The sequence below is a fragment of the Kaistella rhinocerotis genome (assembly GCF_030243905.1).
Lineage (GTDB): Bacteria > Bacteroidota > Bacteroidia > Flavobacteriales > Weeksellaceae > Kaistella > Kaistella rhinocerotis.
The window spans coordinates 989,291-1,009,691 of sequence record NZ_JASSYY010000001.1; the positions used below are offsets into that span (position 1 = coordinate 989,291).

Annotated in this window: 18 protein-coding genes and 1 pseudogene; 8 read left to right on the top strand and 11 right to left on the bottom strand. The window is 43.0% G+C overall.

The genetic code is table 11. The annotated features are described in order from the left end of the window. The first annotated feature begins 71 nt into the window (after positions 1–71). The 6 genes from ahcY to QEP06_RS04610 all read left to right on the top strand — a co-directional run bounded on the left by ahcY (position 72) and on the right by QEP06_RS04610 (position 5,218). Positions 72–1,385 (top strand): adenosylhomocysteinase, encoded by a 1,314-nt coding sequence (gene ahcY / locus QEP06_RS04585; protein ID WP_285269263.1) that lies wholly within the window; start codon positions 72–74, stop codon positions 1,383–1,385. 188 nt (positions 1,386–1,573) lie between these two features. Next, positions 1,574–2,380 carry a hypothetical protein gene (locus tag QEP06_RS04590; RefSeq protein ID WP_285269264.1) on the top strand — a complete coding sequence of 269 codons (807 nt, stop codon included), beginning with the start codon at positions 1,574–1,576 and terminating at the stop codon, positions 2,378–2,380. A 13-nt stretch (positions 2,381–2,393) separates the two neighbouring features. Next, entirely contained in the window at positions 2,394–3,221 is an 828-nt protein-coding gene (locus tag QEP06_RS04595) for a hypothetical protein (RefSeq protein WP_285269265.1), read from the top strand. A 2-nt stretch (positions 3,222–3,223) separates the two neighbouring features. Further along, on the top strand, positions 3,224–4,027 hold the full coding sequence (locus QEP06_RS04600; RefSeq protein WP_285269266.1) for a hypothetical protein: 804 nt from the start codon (positions 3,224–3,226) through the stop codon (positions 4,025–4,027). Between the two features lie 81 nt (positions 4,028–4,108). After that, a complete protein-coding gene (locus QEP06_RS04605; protein WP_285269267.1) occupies positions 4,109–4,765 on the top strand; it encodes a GDSL-type esterase/lipase family protein in 657 nt (218 codons plus the stop codon). A 6-nt stretch (positions 4,766–4,771) separates the two neighbouring features. Next, a complete protein-coding gene (locus tag QEP06_RS04610) occupies positions 4,772–5,218 on the top strand; it encodes a hemerythrin domain-containing protein (protein WP_285269268.1) in 447 nt (148 codons plus the stop codon). A gap of 16 nt (positions 5,219–5,234) precedes the next feature. Here QEP06_RS04610 and QEP06_RS04615 read toward each other — a convergent pair whose 3' ends face one another. Next, entirely contained in the window at positions 5,235–6,587 is a 1,353-nt protein-coding gene (locus tag QEP06_RS04615; protein ID WP_285269269.1) for a DEAD/DEAH box helicase, read from the bottom strand. 51 nt (positions 6,588–6,638) lie between these two features. On the opposite strand from QEP06_RS04615, the gene QEP06_RS04620 reads away from it, so the two are divergent. Further along, positions 6,639–7,280 carry a hypothetical protein gene (locus QEP06_RS04620; RefSeq protein WP_285269270.1) on the top strand — a complete coding sequence of 214 codons (642 nt, stop codon included), beginning with the start codon at positions 6,639–6,641 and terminating at the stop codon, positions 7,278–7,280. A 28-nt stretch (positions 7,281–7,308) separates the two neighbouring features. On the opposite strand, the gene guaA is transcribed toward QEP06_RS04620, so the two are convergent. The 6 genes and pseudogenes from guaA to purM form a co-directional block, all read right to left on the bottom strand. Continuing rightward, positions 7,309–8,838: a glutamine-hydrolyzing GMP synthase gene (guaA, locus tag QEP06_RS04625; protein ID WP_285269271.1), complete on the bottom strand. Its 1,530-nt coding sequence runs from the start codon at positions 8,836–8,838 to the stop codon at positions 7,309–7,311. 211 nt (positions 8,839–9,049) lie between these two features. After that, positions 9,050–10,288, bottom strand: a complete 1,239-nt coding sequence (gene purD, locus QEP06_RS04630) for a phosphoribosylamine--glycine ligase (RefSeq protein WP_285269272.1) — start codon at positions 10,286–10,288, stop codon at positions 9,050–9,052. A 135-nt stretch (positions 10,289–10,423) separates the two neighbouring features. Then, a complete protein-coding gene (gene purH, locus QEP06_RS04635; RefSeq protein WP_285269273.1) occupies positions 10,424–11,941 on the bottom strand; it encodes a bifunctional phosphoribosylaminoimidazolecarboxamide formyltransferase/IMP cyclohydrolase in 1,518 nt (505 codons plus the stop codon). Positions 11,942–11,989: 48 nt separating this feature from the next. After that, the gene (locus tag QEP06_RS04640) at positions 11,990–12,703 is read right to left on the bottom strand and encodes a metallophosphoesterase family protein (RefSeq protein ID WP_285269378.1); all 714 of its coding nucleotides are present in this window, start codon (positions 12,701–12,703) and stop codon (positions 11,990–11,992) included. Then, positions 12,698–13,255, bottom strand: a pseudogene (purN, locus tag QEP06_RS04645) (phosphoribosylglycinamide formyltransferase); the annotation flags it as partial. The pseudogene purN and the gene QEP06_RS04640, both read right to left, overlap by 6 nt. A 24-nt stretch (positions 13,256–13,279) precedes the next feature. Then, on the bottom strand, positions 13,280–14,269 hold the full coding sequence (gene purM / locus QEP06_RS04650; protein ID WP_285269274.1) for a phosphoribosylformylglycinamidine cyclo-ligase: 990 nt from the start codon (positions 14,267–14,269) through the stop codon (positions 13,280–13,282). A gap of 300 nt (positions 14,270–14,569) precedes the next feature. On the opposite strand from purM, the gene QEP06_RS04655 reads away from it, so the two are divergent. After that, the gene (locus tag QEP06_RS04655) at positions 14,570–15,478 is read left to right on the top strand and encodes a DUF808 family protein (protein WP_285269275.1); all 909 of its coding nucleotides are present in this window, start codon (positions 14,570–14,572) and stop codon (positions 15,476–15,478) included. A gap of 77 nt (positions 15,479–15,555) precedes the next feature. Here QEP06_RS04655 and QEP06_RS04660 read toward each other — a convergent pair whose 3' ends face one another. From QEP06_RS04660 to QEP06_RS04675, 4 genes are all read right to left on the bottom strand, one after another. Further along, positions 15,556–16,275, bottom strand: a complete 720-nt coding sequence (locus tag QEP06_RS04660; protein ID WP_285269276.1) for a pirin family protein — start codon at positions 16,273–16,275, stop codon at positions 15,556–15,558. Positions 16,276–16,416: 141 nt separating this feature from the next. Continuing rightward, positions 16,417–17,805: an MFS transporter gene (locus tag QEP06_RS04665; RefSeq protein WP_285269277.1), complete on the bottom strand. Its 1,389-nt coding sequence runs from the start codon at positions 17,803–17,805 to the stop codon at positions 16,417–16,419. A gap of 30 nt (positions 17,806–17,835) precedes the next feature. Then, a complete protein-coding gene (locus QEP06_RS04670) occupies positions 17,836–18,363 on the bottom strand; it encodes a nuclear transport factor 2 family protein (protein ID WP_285269278.1) in 528 nt (175 codons plus the stop codon). A gap of 21 nt (positions 18,364–18,384) precedes the next feature. After that, positions 18,385–20,241, bottom strand: a complete 1,857-nt coding sequence (locus QEP06_RS04675; protein WP_285269279.1) for a glycoside hydrolase family 13 protein — start codon at positions 20,239–20,241, stop codon at positions 18,385–18,387. Positions 20,242–20,401 lie beyond the last annotated feature (160 nt).

A 20,401-nucleotide genomic window follows, 5' to 3' on the forward strand; every position in this document is an offset into this window, starting at 1 on the left:
CTATTTCGCCTGATCCTGAGCTGAATTTAAACAAGCAGAATTTCGTACATTTGCAAAAATTTTTTATTTAGATGAGCACACAAACACAATATTTACCTTATAAAGTAAAAGACATTTCCCTCGCAGAATGGGGACGTAAGGAAATAATGCTTGCAGAAGCAGAAATGCCCGGACTGATGGCTATCCGTGAAGAATACGGTCCTTCGCAGCCTTTGAAAGGCGCACGTATCGCGGGCTGCCTTCACATGACTATTCAGACGGCTGTACTTATCGAGACATTGGTTGCACTCGGAGCTGACGTTACCTGGTCTTCATGCAATATTTTCTCTACACAGGATCATGCAGCTGCTGCAATTGCGGCCGCAGGAATTCCGGTTTACGCTTGGAAAGGAATGAATGAAGAAGAGTTTGAATGGTGCATCGAACAAACCATATTTTTCGGTGAAGACAGAAAACCGTTAAATCTCATTTTGGATGATGGCGGCGACCTTACCAATATGGTTTTTGACAAATATCCTGAACTTACAAAAGACATCAAAGGACTTTCTGAAGAGACTACTACAGGTGTTCACAGACTTTACGAAAGAATGGCGAACGGTACTTTGGTGATGCCGGCGATCAATGTAAATGACTCTGTAACGAAATCTAAGTTCGACAATAAATACGGCTGTAGAGAATCTGCGGTAGATGCAATACGCCGTGCGACGGACGTAATGCTGGCAGGTAAGCGTGTGGTAGTTTGCGGCTACGGCGATGTAGGTAAAGGTACGGCAGCTTCGTTCCGCGGAGCGGGCTCAATCGTTACCGTAACCGAAGTTGATCCGATCTGTGCACTTCAGGCAGCTATGGAAGGCTTTGAAGTAAAAAGACTTGATACTGTGGTAGAAACAGCAGATATGATCATTACAACGACCGGAAACTTCAATATCGTACAAGGTGCGCACTTCAAGAAGATGAAAGATAAGACCATCGTGTGTAATATCGGTCACTTCGATAATGAGATTGATATGGCCTGGCTGAATGAAAACTATGGTGATACCAAATATGAGGTAAAGCCCCAGGTTGATGTTTACAATATCGATGGCAAAGAAATCATCATTCTGGCAGAAGGACGGCTTGTAAACCTTGGCTGTGCAACAGGTCACCCAAGCTTCGTAATGAGCAACTCATTCAGCAACCAAACGTTAGCACAGATCGAACTTTGGACGAACGCGTCTGCTTATAAAAACGAAGTGTACACTCTTCCGAAGCATCTTGACGAGAAGGTTGCAGCACTTCACCTGAAGAAGCTAGGCGTAGAGCTTGAAGTTCTCACGCCAGCGCAGGCAAAATACATTGGCGTAGAGGTTGAAGGACCTTTCAAACCTGAGTATTACAGATACTAAATAAGTCTTCAAAAGGACTTATCTGATAACGCTACTGAGAACTCGGTAGCGTTTTTTTTTAAAATCTACTGCCCGGTACTTTTTAACATTAATATTGAAGGGTGTATTCACTCTTTTATTAAGGTGAATTGACCTAGTTTGCGCTTTCATATTTAGTCGTATATTTGCTCTAACACAAAACACGACTGATGAAAAAAAATCTACTACTGGGGTTCCTGGTAAAAGTTGCGCTATGCCATGCGCAGGTCGGCATAGGCAACAATGTCACTACGTTTGACAACTCTGAGGTACTAAAAATTGCTGCAACCAACAAAGGAGTATTACTACCAAATATTTCTATTCCCAATCTGAACAACGCGGCTCCGGTCTCTTCTCCGGCCTCGTCTCTGCTGGTTTACAACACGAATACCATGACCGGTAAAGGTTTCTACTATTGGCAAAACAACAAATGGAACCCGATTCTCGATACTACAAATATTTTTAAATACCTGGGGATCGTAAGATCGGAGAGCGCGATTTCCACCGGAGGTGTGAACGACAGTTCACCGATAACCGGCGTTTCTTACACGATGGGTGAAAGCCCGTCAGCGCACGACTGGCAGCTGATCCCGGGGCTCAGCAAAACAATATCGCTCTATTCCGGGCAGAATACAGTTTCAATTTCCGGAAGCGGTATCGCACAGATAAATTCTGCTGCTTATGAAAACACTTTCATGTCCTACTCTGTCGCCCTTTTCGTTGATTCTAAACTAAGCGGCGTGCGTAATTTCATGATCACGGGAAAGCAATCATGCCTGTACAATGACTTCAATGTCTATTTCAATGTGAGCAATTTATCCACAGGAAACCACCTTATTGAACTTCGGGAGACTTTACGTGTTACCGAGATCAGTACTCAAAGCATCACTTTTGGTGCTAAGCATGCATCCTGCAGCAACCTTAGTCCGCTGATGGATAAATCGCTGATGAGCATTCAAATTTCAGAAAGACCTTAAACACACACAAATTATGAAAAATTTATTCATTTCACTCCTGGCATTCGGGTGCACACTACTGTCCGCGCAGGTGGGAATTAACACACGCACGCCACATGCTTCTGCCGCGCTGGATATCAGCGCAAACAATAAAGGAGTAAGCTTTCCGAAGGTTGCGCTTTTAAGCAAAACCGATGTTACATCCGTTTCGAATCCTAAGGAATCCCTGATAATTTATAATACCAACACAAGTGATTCCGGCAATGAAGGATATTATTTCTGGAACGGGAGCCGGTGGGATTACTTCTTTTCAGACCTTAATCAGGCCAATTTGCTCAATCAGGTTAAATATTACTCAGCAACATCCAGCACCGGATATACTTTCACAAGTTCACAGTTTTTAGGTTACAGTGCGCATGCATATGGTGAGACGATCAATACATCTCAATGGACTGTAATATCATCGATTACTAAAAACATCGTAGTGGACCGCGCGCAAAATCAGGTGCTGATGAACATCAACGGTATGTACCAAGCCAATAACGGAAGTTCAGCTACTGGTGGTATTACTTCTACCATCGGCTTTTTTGTGGATGACAAACTGATCGATGTGAAACCGATGTTCCTCGACTTTGCCTCCTCATGTGCGTTCCGGCAGTTTATGATTTATGGCGTGGCGAACAATCTTACTGTAGGAAACCACACGGTGAAATTTGCAATCCGTAATATCGAAGCGCCTGCGATAAGTGGTCTCACTGTTACTTACGGCGCGCCAAATACATCGTCGTCATGCAATACCATTAGTGCTTTCGAATCGGCCATCAGCAGTACGATTTTCGTTAACCAACCTTATGTTTTTTAATCATGAAAGCAACAATTACCACTTTATTTATCGCTGCCATGATTACCGGATATAATGCGCAGGTTCTCATCACTACCAATCCTGCGCTGGGCACTACGCCACATTCCAGTGCGGTGCTCGATATTAAGGATGACCGTCACGGCATTTTATTGCCGCAGGTTGCACTTACAGGCAGTACAGATAACAGTACGATTCCGAGTCCTGTGAGAGGTTTATTGGTTCAAAATACCAATACCGGGCAATTAAATTTTTGGGCTGCAGGAAAATGGAACCGCAATTTCGCGGTAAGTGATGGTTTGGCAATCATTAAGCAAACTGAAAATTTTAACGGAAATTCTACAGCCAGTACGGCTGTCAGTACCTTCCCGACTACGGTTCCGTTGTTCAATTTAAATGATTCCACAACAGGCTGGACCAAACTGAATGCAGGTACCACCGTGACAATCACCAAAGCGACCAATACCAACTATGTAATCACAGAAGGTATGGTGCAGGTAAATAACAGCTTAACAACCGACCAAAAGTTTCAGTTTGCAATTGGGATCTTCGTTAACGGACAACTAAAACTAGCGAGCAAATATTATACAACGAGCACTACCTACGTCTGCAGCTGGCGAAAGTTTAATCTTGCCGGTATCTTTAATGATCTTCCTGTCGGCACACACAATGTGGAAGTTTACGGAAGAAATCTGCCGATAGTTACATCTGGATATACGCAAATTGTTTATGGTGGAAACAGCAGCAATTGTGACAATATAAACAATGATATGGCGCGCATCTACGTAACGGCACAGACAAGTCAGTAAGGTGAAATATCTTTTTTTTAATCCCCGGTGTACAATTCCGGGGATTTTTTTTGCTTAAATTTAAGTTTTAAAGCAAATAAAATGAAGAAACTATTCACTATACTTACCTTTCTCATACTTTCGCAGTCACTTTTTTCACAGACGAAAGCAGCTTTTTGGGAAGACATTGAAAACTTTAAGAAGGCCGACAGAGAAATGCGCGCGCCGGAGGATGCGATACTTTTGGTCGGCAGCTCTTCATTTACAATGTGGAAAGATGTGGCTGATTATTTTCCGGGAAAGACATTTATCAATCGTGGTTTCGGAGGGTCAAGTCTTTTCGATCTGAATTTTTATTCGAAAGAACTTCTTCAACCCTATAATCCCAGGCAAATCATTATTTATTGCGGCGAAAATGATTTTGCTGCAAATGAAAATCTAAAACCTCGCGAAGTCTTTAACCGCTTTAAGCATTTCTACGCTGAAGTGCGAAGATACCATCCGAATGTCCCTGTTTCGTACATTTCAATCAAGCTTTCACCAAGCCGAAAACATTTGTGGCCTAAATTCACCGCTACGAACAAGATGATTCGTAAATTTATGGAGCTTAAACCAAACGCGGCTTATATCGATATTGTGAAACCAATGACCAATAGTAACGGGGAAGCACGAAAGGAACTTTTCCTGGATGACCAGCTGCATCTTACGCCTGAAGGTTATAAAATATGGGCCACACAGATGGCTCCGCACATCAAATAGAAAATTATGAAAAGACATGAAGCACTGGTGCAACTCAGCCGTGATCACCATTTTGGACTTCTGCTATGCTGGAAACTGAAACAGGGAATTGTAAAAAACATCGGTGCAGACCGAATGGAGCGGTACATTTCTATTTTTTTTAATCACAATCTGGCGCCGCATTTTGCCGAGGAAGAGGAAACAATCTTCAATATTTTAGGTGAAAAACATCCGCTGATTTCAGAAGCACTGACGGAACATAACATAATGCGTGAGATGGTAGCACGCGGATTCAGCGATATCGCAGAAATACAGGGTTTCAGGGATTTACTGGAAGTTCACATCCGGAAGGAGGAACGCCAGATTTTTCCGGAAATTGAGAGACAAGCCACAGACAAGCAACTTCGGGAGCTGTTGGAGCTGCCGCATCCTGTTCTGAAAGAGCCCGAGTACGACGACCAATTCTGGAAATAGCAAAAAAATTTTGAGACTACTTTTTTCGTTTCGCCTTTGATTTTGCCTTAGCCTGGGCACGGTTACCGGGTTTGGTTTTTGGTGGGTTCCGTTTTGTGGGTCCACCCCAGTTGACTTTTTTGTTTTTGTCTTTTTTCTCATGAAATGCACCACCGCCCTCTTCGAGTTTCACGGTATGCGCGTTTTTCATAATCACCTCATCTTTTTCAGATGCGATCTTTACGGGATTTATTTTTACGTCAGCCGGAAAATCCTGCAAGGCCAGGGATTTATCCATCAAAACCTCTATTTCAAGTAAATTGATTTCCTCTTTTTCTGTAAAAAACGAAAGCGCTTTTCCGTCCTTGTCCGCACGGCCGGTACGTCCGATGCGGTGAATATACTGTTCTGGAACTTCAGGGATTTCAAAATTGACAACGTGGGTAATATCTGAAATATCGAGACCACGCGCCATGATATCGGTAGTAATCAATCCGCGCAGCTGCTGATCCTCAAAATTTCGCATCGCATTGAGACGGTAATTCTGGGATTTGTTTGAATGAATTACATCAAATTCGCCCGGGAACATTTCATCAACTTTGGTGAAAAGATAATCCGCGTTCTTCTTATTGTTACAGAAAACCAGAACTTTAGACATTTCATCATCCGATTTCAGCAAAAATTCAAGCAAATTAATCTTTGTGTTAAAATTCTGGACTTTAAACCCAATTTGCTCAATCTTATCAAGCGGCGTACCTGACTTGGCTAACGAAATTTCAATAGGTGAGGCAAAATATTCATCCAAGACAGCATCTACAGCTTCTGTCATCGTTGCTGAAAACAGAATGTTCTGCCGCTTTTCCCTCATCATCGTGAAAATGGTAGTGAGCTGCATCTTAAAACCTAAGTTCAGCATTTCATCAAACTCATCCACCACTAATTTCTGCACCTCTTTTAATGAAATCGCATTGTCAATCGCTAAGTCCATGATTCGTCCGGGAGTTCCAACAAGAATATCACAACCTTCGTTGAAAAGCAGTTTCTGAGTATTGATGTTCACACCGCCGTAAATTCCCAGCACGCGTGCCGTAAGATTTTGCGTTAGATTTTTCACCACATCTGTGACCTGCACTACCAATTCGCGTGTCGGAACCAGAATAAGCACCGTAGGATTTCCGCTCTTGCTGTACTTCCACATCTTGAGCACCGGCAGCAAATAGGCAAGTGTTTTACCTGTTCCCGTCTGTGCGATTCCCATCACGTCGCGGCCTGAAAGTATAGGCTTCAGCGATTTTTCCTGAATAGGCGTCGGCTCAAAAAGTTCAGAATCGGCTAATACATCAAGGATTTTTTCATGTAGATCAAAGTCCGCGAACGTGAGTTTTTCCATTCGGCAAAGATATGTTTTTTGGCAGGATTAAATATTTTGTAATTTTAACAGATGAACCGAGTCTTTTCCGCATTTCTGTTTTTCATTCTTTTTGCCTGTACCGACAAGAAAGAAAAAGGGCTGGAAAACAGCGTGGCAGAGACAATTCCGACCAGGCAACCGGCCGAAAAACCGCTGGATTCTGCGCTCATTCAATGGCTGAGTTACTATCAGGTAGACAATCCGGAGTTCACCAAAGATAAGTTCAGACTCACCGAAACCAGTGCAATAACGTACAGTCCGAGCAATGTTATTGTGCTGAATCAGAAAGGCTTCAATGAAATTTATAAACCTTTCCTTGTATTTAATCCAGGCAAAACCGCATACATGGATTTCGACAGTTACCATTGGATTTTAGCTAAAGACGGTAGTGCCAGCTTTGAAGCCGACCAACAGGTGGTCTTGGTAGATTTAAAGACAAAAACCGCGAAACAGATCGCATTTTTCGGACCTTCTTTCAGGATTGAAGAGGCGTATTGGGCGAAGGACTCAACCATGGTTTTACTCGGAAACACTTACGAAAAGGTTCCTTTTATGCTGCGTTTTAATTTTGCTGAAAATACCAAGCAACATTTTCAATATCCCGATACACTGAAATTTGAAAAGCCCTACTCTGAAATAAGGATGCAGAAATTTGGGATTAGTACAGAATAAAAAATGCCTCCGAAGAGGCATTATCTTGTTATTCCCACTCAATAGTAGCAGGCGGTTTGCTTGAAATATCGTAAGTCACACGGTTGATACCGCGAACTTCATTGATTATTCGGTTCGACACCTTTTCCAGAAATTCCCATGGGAACTTGCTGAAAGTCGCCGTCATGAAATCGGTGGTATTTGCGGAGCGGACAACGGCGGTATACTCGTAAGTCCTTTCATCGCCCATGACCCCTACGGATTTCACAGGAAGCAAAACAACAAAAGCCTGCGAAACCTGCTCATAGAGCTTGTTTTTATACAATTCCTCAATGAAGATATCATCTGCTTGCTGCAGTATCTCTACTTTTTCCTCAGAAACTTCGCCCAAAATCCGAATGCCCAGCCCCGGACCGGGGAACGGATGGCGATGCACAAGATGGTGCGGGATTCCAAGTTCCTCACCTACTTTCCTCACTTCATCTTTGAATAGTTCGCGAAGCGGTTCCAGCAGTTTAAAATCCATTTCTTCCGGCAGTCCGCCCACATTGTGATGTGATTTTATAACCGCAGAAGGTCCTTTTACAGACTGGCTTTCGATGACATCGGGATAAATGGTTCCCTGTGCGAGAAATTTTGCGCCTTCAATTTTATGTGATTCTTCATCGAAGACCGCTACGAACTCATTTCCAATGATTTTACGTTTTTCCTCCGGATCTGCGACTCCTTTGAGCTTTGACATGAACCGGCTTTTTGCATCGATAAGTTTTATCTTTAGCTGGAAATGTTCGCCATAATTTGTCATCACTTTTTCCGCTTCATCCTTTCTCAAAAGACCCGTGTCCACGAAGATGCACTGAAGCTGATCGCCAATTGCTTTGTGAATAAGTACCGCTGCAACTGAAGAATCCACGCCGCCGGAAAGTCCAAGGATTACCTTTTGGTCGCCCACTTTTTCTTTGATTTCAGCAACCGTTTTGTCAATATAGTTCGTGAGTTTCCAGTTTTTCGGGGCTTTACAAATCCCGAAGACGAAATTTTCGATCATGCGTGCACCTTCCTCGGTGTGTGAAACCTCAGGATGAAACTGTACGCCGTAGATCTTTTTCTTTTCATCGGAAACCGATGAGATCACATCTGTCTGTGCATTGATCGCGAAACCTGCCGGAACTTCCTGTACCTCATCAAAATGGCTCATCCAAACGGTTGAAAAACGGCCCACGCCCGAAAGCAAGGCACTTGATTTGATAATTTCGAGGGTTGCTTTACCGTATTCGCCTTTGTCGCCTTTCTTTACTTTTCCGCCCAGCATGTGGGTCAAAAGCTGCATGCCATAACAGATTCCTAAAACAGGTATTTCCTGTTCGAATAAACTTCTCTCGACAAGCCTTGCGTTTTCCACATTCACGGAGCTTGGTCCGCCGGAAAGAATGATTCCGGTAGGCTTCCGCTCGAGAATCTCTTCGAGTGGTGTATCGAATGGCAAAACTTCGGAATAAACGCCGAGCTCGCGGATGCGCCGCGCGATAAGCTGGTTGTACTGCGATCCGAAATCGAGGATGATGATGCCGTGCTGCATATTTTATTTAATTGTTTTTGAAAAATTATTAACTGATGAATGTGCCTTTTTTTTATTGTAAATGTGTAGTTTTTGCCTCTCTTCCCTAGCCCCGATTGCAATGGAAATCCTTTTTTGGCGGCTTAGGCAACCGAAGCCGCCAAAAAAGATTGCAATGGAAAGCGGGAAAAAGCTCCTAAAAAAAAAAGCGTGAGAGTTCACGCTTTTCTGTTTAAAATTTGCCAATGTCTTCACGGTAAAACTCGTAGTCAAAACTGATGCTCTTCGCGTCTTCATAGACTTTTTTGCGTGCGTCTTCGTAGCTTTCGCCTGTTGCCACTACGCTGAGCACCCGTCCACCCGAAGTCAGGATCCGGTCGCCCACCTGCCGTGCGCCGGCGAAAAGCACATCGCTGTGTTTCACTTTCTCCAGATTACGGATCTCATATCCGGTCTCGATTTTGCGCGGATAACCGCCCGAACACATCACGAGGCAAACTGCTTTTTCATTTTTAAAACGAAGTTCCACTTCTTTTCCCTCGATACAGTCTGTAATGACATCGAAAAGTTCATTTTCCAGAAGCGGCAGAATCACCTGCGTTTCCGGATCGCCCATTCTCATGTTGTATTCAAGCAGAAAAGTACCTTTTTCAGTGACCATCAGGCCGAAGAAAATGAAACCTTTGAAGTGTATGTTCTGTTTGTTGAGTCCGCTGAGGGTAGGATTCATGATGTTTTCCTCAAAATCGCGGAAATGCTCTGCCGTGAACTCCGGGCTTGGCGCCACGCTGCCCATACCGCCTGTGTTCGGCCCTTTGTCACCGTTACCGGCTTTCTTATAATCTTTCGCCGCGATACATGGGAAAAGCTTGGTTCCGTTCGAAAATGCAATCACAGAGGCCTCAAAACCTTTCAGATATTCCTCGATCACCAACTGAATGCCGGCATCACCATAGATTCGTTGGATCATGAATTTGTGGATTGTAGATTCCGCTTCTTCCAGGCTTTCAGCGATCACGACACCTTTTCCGCCTGCAAGTCCGCTGGCTTTGATAACGAGTGGGAATTTCTCTTTTCGCACATAATCTATCGCATCCTGATAAGCATCAAAAACCACAGCGTTGGCCGTTTTGATATTGTATGACTGCATGAATTTCTTCGAAAATGCCTTACTTCCTTCCAATTCGGCGGCACGTTTTTCCGGTCCAAAAATAGCAAGGTTGTGCTTTTTGAACTCGTCTACGATTCCATCGACAAGCGGTGCTTCAGGCCCTACGATTGTAAGGTCAATTCTTTCCTTGATGGCAAAATCGCGCAGGCCCATTACGCTGTCCTCATACACATTTTGGCCGAGCTGGGCAGTGGTTACCGTACCTTTTGCAAAGTACATCTTTGAAATCCTTTTGTCGTTTTTCAGTTTCATCGCGATGGCAGATTCACGTCCGCCATTCCCTACTATCAGTATTCTCATTGTTTATAGCTTATGATTTGAATGTTTCAAATTTAGTGAATTGAGTGTACAAATTAGTGGCGATTATGGTAAAGTTTGCGCATCTGAGCGTCAAAAAAGAACCAAAAGCACGTGCTAATCCGTTGTTTTTTTTACTCAATGCAAAAAGTGGCGCATTCCGGTAAACATCATGGGAATTCCGTGTTCATCGGCCGCCTCTATGCTATCAGCATCACGCATGCTGCCACCCGGCTGAATAATTGCTTTAATGCCCTGCTGCGCGCAGAAATTAACAACATCACGGAATGGGAAAAAGGCATCAGAAGCTAAAACCAGATCACCCGAAAATTTTTCTTTTGCACGTTCGATCGCCTGCTGAGTTGCCCAGATTCTGTTCACCTGACCACCGCCAATTCCCAGAGCCTGATTGCCGTTGGAAACTACGATCGCATTAGATTTTACGTATTTAACGACACGTTGTGCGAATAATAATGCTTTTTGCTGTTCGTCACTTGGCGCCGTTTTCGTGACCGTTTTTATGTCCTCTGAAAACTGGTTATCGTTATCCTGAACCAAAATTCCGCCATCCACTTTCACCCAAGTTTGAGCATCTGAAACGGGATGGTTGATTTTGATGATTCTTAAATTTTTCTTCTTCTTTAAAATTTCCAAAGCGTCAGCATCAAAATCCGGTGCCATCACGATTTCCAGGAAAGTCTTGTTTAGTTCTTCAGCCGTCGTCGCATCTACTTTGAAATTCATCCCGATGATTCCGCCGAAAATTGAAACCGGATCACATTCGAAAGTCTTCGTGTACGTCTCAAGCGCTGAAGTTCCGATCGCAACACCGCATGGCGTGGAATGTTTCACGGCACAACAGGCCATTTCATCTGTGAATTCGTTTACTACCTTCCAGCACAGATCCATGTCGCGAAGATTATTGAAAGACAATTCCTTTCCTCCCAGAATATTGAAATCTTTCATCGCGCCGCTGCCGGTTGTGGAAACGTAGTAAGCTGCAGTTTGATGCGGATTTTCGCCGTAACGCAAATCTGAAACCTTCCGGTAGGAAGCATTAAGATACTGTGGATAATCTTCCTCAAGAAGCATTTTTGAAATCGCCGCATCGTACGCAGAAGTAAGATTGAACACTTTTCCGGCTAACTTTTTACGGGTTTCAAGTTTAGAGTTGCCGGTTTCAGCGATTTCATTTTGAATCAATTCGTAGTCCTCAACCTGTGTAATGACAGTCACTGAGGTAAAGTTTTTGGCCGCGGAACGGAGCATGGAAGGTCCGCCGATGTCAATGAATTCCACTTTTTCATCTAAGGAAATGTCAGAATTGGCGTTTTCAAAAAACGGATAAAGATTCACGATTACCATGTCAATCAAACCGATTTCATGCTCCTGTACGGTTTTCATGTGCTCTTCGCTGTTTCTCACCGCCAATAATCCGCCGTGCACTTTTGGGTGCAGCGTTTTTACACGGCCGTCCAGCATTTCGGGGAAACCGGTTACTTCATCAATCTGAATCGGATTCAGGCCGGCATCTTTAAGATGTTTAAAAGTTCCGCCGGTGGAGATGAGTTCGTATTCGTGGCTTTCCAAAAACCTGGCAAAATCTATAAGGTTTGTCTTGTCGGAGACGCTGATTAACACTCGCTTCTTGTTCATTTTACGTTTTGCTTTTTATAATATCTGCTTGTGGTGATTAATTTCTATTTAAACCGAAAACAACACCTGTTCAACTTCAAGTTGCGGTTTAGTGAAGTCCAGAATCAGGTAACCAAATGACTTCTTATCTGCTTTATAATCTTTCTGCTTCAAAATCTGATAAGAAACCGCCGGCGCAATAATCTGACGGATACTGCCGGTCGTTTCATCGTGGAAATGATGATAATGCCCGGAAATCAAGGTGATGTTTTTGCCGCTTTCTTTTAAAATTTCCTGTACTTTTTCGCGGTTTTTCAAAGGATGTTCTTTATCCATCCAACTACCGTCGCCCAAGACAGGATGATGGATAAATATAACAGGATTGTTGGCATTTGTAAGCCATTCTTGAAGAAATGTTTGCTGCTCCTCACTTAATTTGTATGATGATGTATCGAGAAAAATGCCATCGGCTCCTGCAATTATTGTTATGTAGAATAACTCCTCCTTTCCTTTCGCTTGCGGAAAGAATTTGTCGAGATGCTTTATTTTATCGTGATTACCGAGGATGACCTGACAGTAAAAACCTATGATATCTTCTTCTAAAATTTTCAAAGCTTCCTTTTCGCCTAGATCACCGCCAAAAACTATACTCGAAATACCACGATTTCTTGCATCTTCCAAAACTGTTTTCCAATTCTGAACAGTCTTAATTCCTTTCTTTTCAACGTTTTTCTCCAACATGTGAAGATCTGTAATGAAAGCAATTTTCCCGGTATTATTCAAAATTTGATCGATGGCTTTTGGAAAAATTTCATGTTCGATTTCGTGGACTTTAGCCGAAATGTTTTCCACTGAATCATTTGATGTGATGTCAAATGACTTCTGCAGGATTATTTCGCCTTCGTCAATTCCTGAAGTCACATAATGCACCGTAGCACCTGATTTTTTTTCGCCCGCCTTCAGCACGGCTTCATGTACATGATTTCCCCACATCCCTTTACCGCCAAATTTTGGCAAAAGTGCCGGATGAATATTGATGATTTTACCTTTAAATTTTTCGCAGAACTCATGATTCAAAATTGACAGAAAACCGGCTAAAACAACAAGATCGATATTTGTGGAAATTGCTTCAGGAAGTTTTGCAGAAAAGCCTTTCCCGCGCGGGATAAGCAGTGTTCTAATTCCATGTTTAGCAGCACGTTCAAGTGCGTAGCAATCGCGGTCGGCAATTACCAGATTAACCTGAGCGTTTTTTATTTCGCCGCTTTCGGTCGCATCAATGATTCGCTGAAGATTGCTTCCTGAACCTGATACCAAAACACAAATCTGCTTCATATTCCGTCTGCTTTCAGCAATAATTTAAACCAGTTCAATTTGATTTTCGGACTTCACGATCTCGCCAATTTCGTAAGCATCATCAAGAAGATCCAAAACTTTCGGCGCGTGCTTGGCATCTACCGCGAGAACCATTCCGACACCCATATTGAATGTTCCGTACATTTCTTTACGCGCTATTTTTCCGCGTTTTTCAAGTTCAAGCATAATAGATGGAATCTGAATTTTCGAGGTATCGATTTTAGCGCCTAAACCTTGCGGAATCATTCGCGGCACATTTTCGATAAGTCCACCACCGGTGATGTGTGCGATTCCGTCTATCTCAACTTCTTCAAGTAATTTATGAATTGGTTTGTAATACAAACGTGTCGGAACCAAAAGCGTTTCGTATAAAGGTTTACCTTCAAATTCTTCGTTGAAATCCGGGAAAATTTTTCTCACCAATGAAAAACCGTTGCTGTGAAATCCGGAACTTGGCAGTGCGATCAACTTGTGACCAGCCGCTACTTTTGAACCGTCAATGATTTCCTCTTTTTCAACAATACCCACGCAAAATCCGGCTACATCATAATCTCCAAGTTGGTACATGCCTGGCATTTCGGCCGTTTCGCCACCAATTAATGCGCAATTGTTGTCTTTACAGGCTTCCACCATTCCCAAAACGATTTCCGCGGCGATTTCAGAATCAAGTTTTCCGCATGCCAGATAATCCAGGAAAAAAAGAGGTTTCGCGCCATGACAAAGGATATCATTGGCACACATCGCGAAACAGTCGACGCCGATCGAGCCATATTTTTTCGAATCGAGAGCCACTTTCAACTTTGTTCCGACACCATCGGTTCCTGAAACCAAGACCGGATTTTTATAACCTGCGATTTCGTAAAAAGCACCGAAACTTCCGAGGTTGTTCAGCACATTCGCATTGTGCGTGCCGGCAACTGCTTTCTTGATCTTATCGACGGTCTTGTAACCTTCTTCTTTGTCTACGCCGGCTGATTTATAGGTATTGCTCATTATAATATGTGTGAATTTTTGGTCAAACAAGTTCATAAAAAAAGCCGACAGTCATTCGGACCATCGGCTTTTCTAGTATTTTTCAGCGTAAGTTGCACCTCCAAAGGTTTGGAATTTCTTTTGTGGAAGATGTAATATACGCGGTTCCAAGTGTAAAAAATTTGTTCTGCGAAAATAAGGTTTTTAAATGATTAATAAAACCCTGATGCCGTATAATTATCAAAATGCTTTCGAAAAAAGGCGCGTGCGTTAACAACTTAAATCATTATTTTTGCTCCCTACCAATAAGAAACAATATATATGGCTTCAGGTTTTTTCGCGATTTTAGACGACATAGCTGCGCTGATGGATGATGTGGCAGTAACAGCAAAATTAGCAACCCAGAAAACCGCGGGGATCCTTGGCGACGACCTGGCAGTAAACGCCGAGAAGGCTACAGGCTTTTTGGAATCGCGTGAAATTCCGGTTTTGATGAAGATCATGAAAGGTTCTTTTGTGAATAAACTCATCATTGTTCCCGCAGTTTTTTTGCTGGAATGGCTGTACGAGCCTGCTATCACAATCATTCTGATTTTTGGTGGATTTTATCTGGCTTACGAAGGAATTGAAAAAATTATCGAATATTTATTTCACCGGAATAAAAAAGGAAAGGAAGTAATCGATGAGGCCAGTGAGACCACAGAAAGCGGCAGCGACCTTGAAAAATCTAAGATAAAATCCGCCGTGACCACTGATTTTATCCTTTCCCTTGAAATTGTAATCATAGCGTTGGCGTCAGCAAAAGTGGGTTATGAGGGGCTAAAGTCGCAGTTTAATCCGTTTCTGGTCGAGATTGTAACTGTTTCCATCGTGGCGATTATTGCTACGATAGGCGTATATGGAATTGTTGCTTTAATTGTGCGGATGGACGATGCCGGCTACAAACTGATCAAAAAATCCGGCACGGAAAAAGGTCCGCTGGTTTCGCTTGGAAACTTTCTTGTGAATGCTTTGCCTTGGGTGATAAAAGGTTTAGGTGTGGTAGGTACGATCGCATTAATTCTTGTTGCCGGTGGCATCTTTGTTCATAATATCGAATGGATGCACCATCATTTCCTTCCAAACCTTAATTCTATCATCAAAGAAGCTTTAGCCGGAATTATTGGCGGACTTATCGCGCTTCCCATTTTTAAACTCGGAAGCAAAGCGTTTTCGCTGATTAAGAAATAAGAATTTAAGTCTAAAAAAGATAAAGCGGAAAATCAGTTTTCCGCTTTTTATTTAAATATAAGGAGCTCAGTATGGAGTTACTGTGGCAGTGGCATAGGAACCTCCATCAGTAAAATCTCTGCATCTTCCGTGGCCTCCATTGTGAAAGATTCTACCTCCCAAATGCCATATCCATCTCTGGTTTCCAGAACTTGGTCACCAATTTTTGCCGAACCTTTCAGCACAAAAACATAAACTCCATTTTCCGTGCGGTTCAAATGATATTCTTTAGAATTGCCTTTTTCAAATTTAGCCAGATAAAACCAAGCATCCTGATGGATCCAAACACCTTCATCATCCGGATTGGGTGAAAGGATCTGTTGGAAACCATTCAACTTTTCATTTTCTCTGATGCTGATTTGGTCGTAGCGCGGCGCGACATTCATCTTATTTGGAATGACCCAAATCTGCAGGAATTTTACAGGTTGGTCTTTGTTTCGGTTAAATTCACTGTGCTGCACACCGGTTCCCGCGCTCATCACCTGAATTTCACCTTTGCGGATGACCGCTGAAGTCCCCATCGAATCCTGATGCTCCAGGTCACCTTCAAGCGGAATGGAGATAATTTCCATGTCACGGTGCGGATGTTTCCCGAAACCCATGCCGGAAGCAACCTGATCGTCATTTAGTACTCTCAATACGCCAAAATTCATCCGTTCAGGATTATAATAATTGGCGAAACTGAAACTGTGGTAAGATTTCAGCCAACCGTGATCGGCGTAGCCACGTGTGTCTGCGTTGTGATATACTGTTTTCATTTTCTGAAGATTTATGGTTACAAATTTAGGTGAATGAAAGCTGTATAGTGTTGATTTAGGTTAAGTTCGCCTAAAGCGGTTCATAAAAAAAATCCGTCAAAGTGAATTGACGGACTTTAAAACTTCATAATCGATTACACATTAGGCGTATTTCTCAACCGTCGCGCTGGCTTCAATTGATTCGGCATCGTCATCTTTTCCAACACCTTTAAGTGTAAGGGAAATAAAGGCTGCGATGATCATCGCCACACCACCTGCAACTACATAACCGATGGCGTAATTTCCGAAAAGACTGTGGACAACAGGTCCGCCGATGATTCCGTTTATGATTTGCGGAAGCACGATGAAGAAATTAAAAATCCCCATGTACACACCCATTTTTTTCAACGGAATTGCGTTAATCAGCATGGCATAAGGCATTGCCAAAATACTGGCCCAGGCAAAACCAATCCCGACCATCGGCAACCAAAGCAACGCTGTATTTTCGATAAAATACAACGAAATCAAACCCAGACCTCCGCAGAAAAGTGCCAGTGCATGTGTCTGTTTCTTGCCGATTCTTTTTGCTAAAGGTATCAGCAGGAAAGCGAAACCAATCGCGAAAAGGTTATAATATCCGAAAAGTTCGCCGACAAGGTTACCGGCATTATTGAATTCAGCGGATTTTGCATCGTCAGGTAAGAGTCCGAAATGGTGCGTTGCAACGGCACTGGTTGTATAAACCCACATGGTGAATAGTGCAAACCAAGAGAAAAACTGCACCACGCCCAAACTTTTCATCAATGGTGGAATGTTGGCGAAATCCTTAAAGATATCGGTGAAACGCGGTGTCACTTCGTGTGGTTCTTCTTCAGAAAAATCAGCAAAGTCATCCGGTGAATATTCTTTCGTGGTAAAAATCGTGTAAAGGATCGTCACCAAAAGTACAGCGGCCCCAATGTAGAACGAGTAAATCACAGAATCGGGCACGAAACCTTCAGCGGCAACATTTGAAACACCTAGCTGTGTAAGCCAAGCCGGCATATTTGAACCGATTACGGCACCAATTCCAATCAAAATCGTTTGAACAGAAAAACCAACCGTTCCCTGGCTTTTTGGCAACATGTCACCCACCAACGCACGGAAAGGTTCCATCGCCACGTTGATCGACGCATCCATCAGCGCAAGGAACAAAACGGCAAAAAGTAAAACTCCACTCGCCATCATAACGCCAACCGAGGCTGAATTTGGAAGGAAAACCAGACCTACAGCCGTAAGCAGTGCCCCGATAAGGAAATAAGGTTTCCTACGGCCCCATTTTTCAGACCAGGTGTGATCGCCCATGTGACCGATGATTGGCTGCACGATGAGCCCTGTGAAAGGCGCTACCAGCCAGAACCATGATAAGTGATGCACATCTGCACCAAAGTTTTGCAGGATTCGGCTGGCGTTTCCGTTTTGAAGGCCAAATGCCATCTGGATCCCCAGAAAACCCATGCTCATGTTGATGATTTGGGTAAGTTTCAGTTGCGGTTTTATTCTTCTTGACATTTTAAATGTTTATTTTAAAGTAAAGATCTGTTATTTTTTCGTTTTTAGTTCAGAAATCACGCGGTCTTCCAATGGTGCCTTGATTTTCGTCACCTCATCCACCACATCGTTCGGAACGGTTACCGACAGCACGTACTGACGGATTTTCCACTTGCCACCAATTTTTTCGAGGACACCAGAGCCGCGGCAGATTTTCATCTGCGTATCTAAAAGTTCATCGAACCAGGCGTAAGTGCCGTCTTTGCTGAAATAAATATTTCTTTGTAAAGACGTGAAATTCCAGGCTTTTCCACGATCAAAATAAGGTTTAGACCAAGCCATAAATTCCTCTTTGTTCCAGACCTCGCCGGCTTCCGTGCCAATGTAAATGGATTCTTCTGCGAAAAGCTCGAAATAGTTTTTATAATCAGCCTGTGCCGCAAAAAGATTCAGGTCGTCTAAGACTTTGCTGACATTTTTCTTCTGAACATTTTCATAGAAGCCTTTTTTCTGTGCAGAAAGCGAATTTGAAAATATAAAAGCGCATATCAATACGAAAAGAGAAACAAGTTTTTTCATGGTTACTGGTTTAAATTTGAATTATTTCAAATCTAAAATTAGTGAAGATTTCGCTGGAACGGTCAGTTTACCTGTGGAATATATCGTAAAATCCCTGCCTGAGATCACATCGTTTCCGGCAGAAACTCCATTTAAGGATTCCGCAAAACGGGTGAGATCAAAAGTTTGGTCTTTTTCATTGTTGTTGATCACCACCATTACTTTCTCGCTTTCATTGTATCGGAAATACACATACACCTTTTCTTTGGGCATATAGTGCTTGGTTTTCCCGTTGTGGATCACGTCTTTGCCTTTTCTCCAATTCAAGACTTTCTGCGTGAAATCATGAAATTCTTTCTGTTCGGCAGTACGAATTTCAGGGTTGAAAGCATTTTGAGGATCTCCTTTCCAGCCACCTGGAAAATCACGTCGGATATCGGCGTCGCCCTTCGATTTTTCACCTCTCATCCCAATCTCAGAGCCGTAATAAATCTGCGGAATTCCGCGCACGGTAGAAATCAAAGCTAAAGCCATTTTATAGTAACGCGCGTCGCCGTTAAAGATCTCGTTAAACCTTTCTGTATCGTGGTTTTCGAAGAAGACCAAAATATTATTGATGTCCGGATAAAGGAAATCGTTGCCAAATGAATTGTAAATCTTGATCATCCCTTTATCCCAACTTTCCTCTTCTTTCAAAGCTGAAGGAAGATCGGTGTACAGCGTAAAATCCATCACAGACGGAAGATTCGAGTTGTAGCCATCAATCTCACCTATTTTTGAATCTTTCTGCCAGTAAGAAATATGCGCCGGATTGTACATCCAGGCTTCGCCCACAATATTGAATTTCGGATATTCATCGGTAATTGCTTTTGCCCACTTCGCCATCGCTACTTTGTCGTTGTAAGGATAGGTATCAACACGCAAACCGCCGAGTTCAGCATATTCAATCCACCAGATGGCGTTTTGGGTCAGATATTTTAAAACCAAAGGATTGCTTTGATTTAAGTCGGGCATTGTGGTATCGAACCAGCCGTTTAAAGCTTCCTGTTTATCGATCTCAGCAACATTGTTGTCGAACTGTGAAGTGGTTCTGTAGTTGGATCTTTTGAAACCATACTTCCCTTCCCCATCGGGGAACTGATGAATCCAGTCTTTGGTTGGTAAATCCTGGATGAGCCAGTGCGAAATGCCCCAGTGATTCGTCACATAATCCTGAATAAGCATCATGCCGCGTTTCTGAAGTTCGCGCGAAAGTTCCAGATATTCTTCGTTTGTCCCGTAGCGTCCGTCAATTTTATATAAATCCGTTTGCGCGTAACCGTGATACGAAGTCTGTTTTTCGTTGTCTTCGTTGGCCGGCGTCAACCAAAGTGCAGTTGCGCCAAGATTTTTCAGATAATCAAGATTGTTGATGATGCCGCGTAAATCGCCGCCGTGTCTGCCGTTCGGCGCATTGCGGTCCAGTTTGTCTACCAGATTTTTCTGAGAATCATTCGAAGGGTCACCGTTTGCAAAGCGATCCGGCATAATGAGATACATCACATCTTTCGAAGTGAACGAATTTCTTTCTGCGGAACCCGGCTTGCGGTTTTTGAGTTCGTAAGTGTAGGAATAGCGCGTTCTGTTCTTTTCCTTAAAATTAATTTTGAAGGATGAAGCATTGATTTCATTGGTATTCACCGTGATAAAAACGTAATTCGGGTTTTCGGTTTTCGTGAGATCTTTAACCTGAATATTGTCGGATAATTCCAGCGAATATTTTGAAATGTCTTTTCCGTAAACCAAAATCTGGAGTTCCGGATTTTTCATTCCTTTCCACCAAAAGGCAGGTTCCACTTTCTGGATCTGGGCAAAACCGAATAAGGAAATGAACAGAAAAAGTACTGAGAGTTTCTTCATTTTTTTGCTTTAAAAACCTTGCCAGGGATTGAGTCCTGACAAGGTTGGTTGATTATTGGTTGGGCGCGAGCGAAGCGAGCGCCAATGTTCACAAAGCTCTAAACTAGCCCCGAGGGAAGCGGCATCCTTTTGTGCAGCGTAGCGGAACAAAAGATACAGC